The following is a 4394-nucleotide window of genomic DNA, read 5'->3' as shown; positions in this document are numbered from 1 at the left end:
GACGCCCGCGATGGTCGAGCACTTCGACGCCTGCCTCGGCTGCATGGCCTGCGTGACCGCCTGCCCCTCCGGCGTGCAGTACGACCGGCTCATCGAGGCGACGCGGGCCCAGGTCGAGCGCCGCTACGAGCGGTCCCCCAAGGACAAGGCGCTCCGCGCCGCGATCTTCGCCCTGTTCCCCTACCCGCGACGGCTGCGGGCGCTGCGCGGACCGTTGAAGCTGCACCAGAAGAGCAGGCTCTCCGCGCTCCTGCGCCGCACCGGACTGCTCGACCGGATCTCCCCGACCCTCGCGGCGATGGAGGGGCTCGCACCGCCGCTCGGGGCGCGCGAGGACGTGCCCGAGCGCACCCCGGCGCGAGGCACCCGGCGCGGCACCGTCGGGATGCTGCTCGGCTGCGTCCAGCGGGAGTTCTTCCCCGGCGTCAACGCCGCCACGGCGCGGGTACTGGCCGCGGAGGGCTTCGACGTCATCGCGCCGGCCCGCCAGGGCTGCTGCGGGGCCCTGTCCATTCACAACGGCCGCGAACCCGAGGGACAGCGCTTCGCCCGCGCCCTCATCGACACCTTCGAGCAGGAGAACGTCGACTACGTCGTCGTCAACGCGGCCGGCTGCGGCTCCTCGATGAAGGAGTATGCCGACCTGCTCGCAGACGACCCGGACTACGCCGACCGGGCCCGCGCCTTCGTCGGCCGGGTGCGTGACCTCTCGGAGATCCTCGTCGAGGTCGGCCCCGTCGCGACGCGCCAGCCGCTCCCGATGGCTGTCGCGTACCACGACGCCTGCCACCTGTCCCACGCCCAGGGGATCAGGGTGCAGCCGCGCGAGCTGCTGCGCGGGATCCCCGGGCTGGAGGTGCGCGAGATCGCCGACAGCGAGATCTGCTGCGGCTCGGCCGGCATCTACAACATCGTCCAGCCCGAGGCGGCCCGCGAGCTCGGTGACCGGAAGGCCGCCAACGTCCTGAGGACCGGCGCCCCCCTCCTCGTCACGGCCAACCCCGGCTGCCTCATGCAGGTCGCCTCATCACTCGAGCGGGCCGGTCACCGGATCGCGCTCGCCCACATCGTGGAGGTGCTCGACGCCTCCATCCGAGGCAGCGCCCCGGCGAGCCTCGGCGTGTTCCACCCGCACCAACCCGCTCCTGGCACAGACTGACTCCTGCATCTCCACATCTGCTCACAATGAGGTGAACACATGTATCGCCCAGTCCTCGATGCGGTCGCCGGATCGCTCACCCTGACGGCCCTGGTGGCACTCCTGCCACTGGTCGTCCTCTTCGTGATGCTCGGTGTCCTGCGCATCAGCGCGTGGAAGGCATCACTCGTCTCGCTGATCGTCTCGATCCTCGTGGCGATCATCGCCTACTCGATGCCCGTCGGCCAGGCCGTCATGTCGGGGCTCGAAGGAGCGGCGTTCGGGTTCTTCCCGATCCTCTGGATCGTCATCAACGCGATCTGGCTCTACAACATGACCGTCGTCACCGGCCACTTCGACGTCCTGCGTCGATCGTTCGCGCGGGTCAGTGACGACCAGCGCATCCAGGCCGTCATCATCGCCTTCTGCTTCGGCGCCCTGCTCGAGGCGCTGGCCGGCTTCGGCACGCCGGTCGCGATCACCAGCGTCATGCTCATCGCGCTCGGTTTCCGCCCGCTCAAGGCGGCGGTCGTCGCGCTCGTGGCGAACACGGCGCCCGTGGCCTTCGGCGCCCTGGCCGTCCCGATCACCACCCTCGCCACGGTGAGCGGCATCCCGGAGCACACGCTCTCGCAGATGGTCGGTCGCCAGACCCCGATCCTCGGCATCTTCGTCCCGATGGCGCTCGTCTACATCATCGACCGGGGGCGGGGCGTGCGAGCCACCCTTCCCGCCACGCTCACCGCGGGCATCGCCTTCGCGCTCGCCCAGTTCGCCACGTCGAACTACCTGTCGACGCAGCTGACGGACATCGTCGCCTCGCTCGTCGGTGCCGCCGCCGTCGTCCTGCTGCTGCGGGTGTGGCGCCCGGCGACGCCCTACATCGAGTCCGAGGAGGCGGACCTCGAGGAGCGGGAGGCCGTTCACGTGTCGCGCCGGGCCGCGCGCACCGAGGACCAGGTCGCGAGCGGGGTGCCGGCCGGGCACGCCGGCGGCACCGACCACCCGATCGACGCCGGCGTCGGCACGGCCGAGGAGTACGCGGCCCGCGACCGCGCCCACGTCGACACCCGCTCAGACGTCGTCAAGGCCTACGCGCCGTACATCATCATCATCTTCAGCCTGAGCCAGCTGCCCGGCATCAAGGACGCCCTCGCCGCCCCCGGTGGGCAGTTCAAGTGGCCAGGGCTCGACCTGCAGACCGCGTCGGGCAAGCCCTCGACGATCCCGGTGTTCAAGCTGAACTGGCTGTCGGCCGCGGGCACCCTCATGCTGATTGCGGGGCTCGTGTCGATCCCGGTCATCGGCATCTCCGTGGGCAAGGCTGCGCGGGCCTACCTCGACACCCTGCGCCAGCTGCTCCCGGCGATCATCACCGTCATGGCGGTGCTCGGCCTCGCCTACGTGATGAACGCGTCGGGGCAGACGGCCAGCCTCGGACTGTGGATGGCCGGGGCAGGCTCCGCGTTCGCGATCATCTCGCCGGTCCTCGGCTGGCTCGGCGTCGCCGTCACGGGCTCGGACACGTCCTCGAACTCGCTGTTCGGCGCGCTGCAGGTCTCCGCCGCGAACCAGGTCGGCCTGAGCAAGGTCCTCATGGCGGCGGCGAACTCATCGGGTGGCGTGCTCGGCAAGATGATCTCGCCGCAGAACCTCGCCATCGCCGCCGCAGCCGTCGGCCTCTCCGGGCGCGAGGGCGACATCTTCCGCAGGATCATCGGGTGGAGCCTCGGCTTCCTCGTCTTCATGTGCGTCCTGGTCTACCTCCAGTCCACGCCGGTCCTGTCGTGGATGGTGCCCTGACCGGACGCTCGCGGGGCGCTCCCGCAGAACGATCGTGTCAGCTCTCGTTGCCCTCTGGGCCGGCCCACGCGTGGTGGACGAGCGGTTCCGGCGCCGCCAGCCAGGGCAGCACCCCGGCCAGGCAGACGATCCCGGTCACCACGAAGGCCGTGCCGAAGCCGAAGTGGTCGGCCACCAGCCCGACGAGGACGGGCCCCACGATCGCGCCGCCGTCCTGGGACATCTGGAAGGTCGACAGGACCCGGCCGCCGTTGCGCTCGCGGCCGATGACGTCGGCGACCGCCGCCTGCTGCGCCGGGTTGACCAGGCCGGCGCCGACACCGGAGAGCAGGGAGAGGCCGAACAGCACGGTGAGCGCGGCCGAGACGGACAGGCCGGAGTGCCGGGCGAGGCCCAGCGATGCCATCGCCGTCCCCATGACCACGAGCCCCATGATGACGAGCGGACGCCGGCCGACCCGGTCCGCCAGCCGCCCCGAGAACTGCAGCGTGCCAGCGGTGCCGACGGCGCCGATGGCCAGGGCCGCGCCGGCCACCCACGGCTCGTCGAGCACGGCGGTCGCGAGCAGGGGCAGCACCGCCACCCGGACCCCGAAGTTCGTCCAGCCGTTCGCCACGGCCGACGCGAGCACAGCCCGATAGACCGGCGACCGCCACGCCTCCGCCAGGCTCACCACCGGGCGGGTGCCGTGGTCCTCGGCCGGGCGCAGGCGGGCCCCACCGAGCCCGATTCCCACCACCAGCGTCGCGAGGACGAGGGCGACGGCATACACGATGAACGGCGCTCGCATCCCCCATCCGGCGAGCAGTCCGCCGAGGACCGGCCCGATCATTCCCCCGATGAGGAACGCCGACCCGTAGACCGACGAGACCCGTCCCCGCTCGTTCGGTGGCGCGAGCCGGACGAGGAGGGCCATGGCCGAGATCGTGAACATCGTCGAGCCGATGCCACCGAGGCCGCGGAAGATGAGCAGCTGGACATAGGACTGCGCGAACGCCGTCGTGAACGACGAGACGGCGACGATGACGAGGCCCGCGAGATAGACCGGCCGCTCGCCGAGGCGGCTCACCAGCTCGCCGCCCGCCGGCGCGAAGACGAGCCGGAAGAACGCGAAGGCCGAGACGATGACCGACGCTGCGGCGACCCCGACGTCGAAGGACCGGGCGTACGCCGGCAGCACGGGCGAGACGATTCCGTAGCCGATGGCGATGACGAAGGCCGCCCCGACGAGGATCCAGATCTCCCGCGGAATCCGGGTGCGCGGGGTGGGAGGTCCGGAGGCAGTCACGCCCGCCATTGTCTCCTCCGGATGACCCTGAGCCGCCGGATGACCCTCAGCCCCCGTATGACGCTGAGCCGCCGTATGACGCTGAGCCGCCTCACCGGCGTCAGCCGACGTCGCGCGCCCGGCCCCGCTCACCCCCCTCCCGTCGAGAGGCCACTACCCGACGAA

Annotated in this window: 3 protein-coding genes; 2 read left to right on the top strand and 1 reads right to left on the bottom strand. The window is 71.4% G+C overall.

What is annotated here, in order from left to right; genetic code table 11:
• Together N864_RS19615 and N864_RS19610 are read left to right on the top strand one after the other, a co-directional pair.
• Window positions 1-1159 (top strand): (Fe-S)-binding protein (locus N864_RS19615; protein WP_051518830.1); only part of this gene is annotated, 1159 nt, incomplete at its 5' end.
• 39 nt (window positions 1160-1198) lie between these two features.
• Entirely contained in the window at window positions 1199-2941 is a 1743-nt protein-coding gene (locus N864_RS19610; RefSeq protein WP_034721308.1) for an L-lactate permease, read from the top strand.
• Between the two features lie 37 nt (window positions 2942-2978).
• Here the strand turns inward: N864_RS19610 and N864_RS19605 are convergent, their stop codons facing one another.
• The gene (locus N864_RS19605; RefSeq protein ID WP_034721304.1) at window positions 2979-4238 is read right to left on the bottom strand and encodes an MFS transporter; all 1260 of its coding nucleotides are present in this window, start codon (window positions 4236-4238) and stop codon (window positions 2979-2981) included.
• Window positions 4239-4394: the final 156 nt, after the last annotated feature.

This window comes from Intrasporangium chromatireducens Q5-1, from assembly GCF_000576575.1.
Taxonomy (GTDB): domain Bacteria; phylum Actinomycetota; class Actinomycetes; order Actinomycetales; family Dermatophilaceae; genus Intrasporangium_A; species Intrasporangium_A chromatireducens.
The sequence above is the reverse complement of the archived record's forward strand: the minus strand, read 5'-3'. Positions and strand labels throughout refer to the sequence as shown.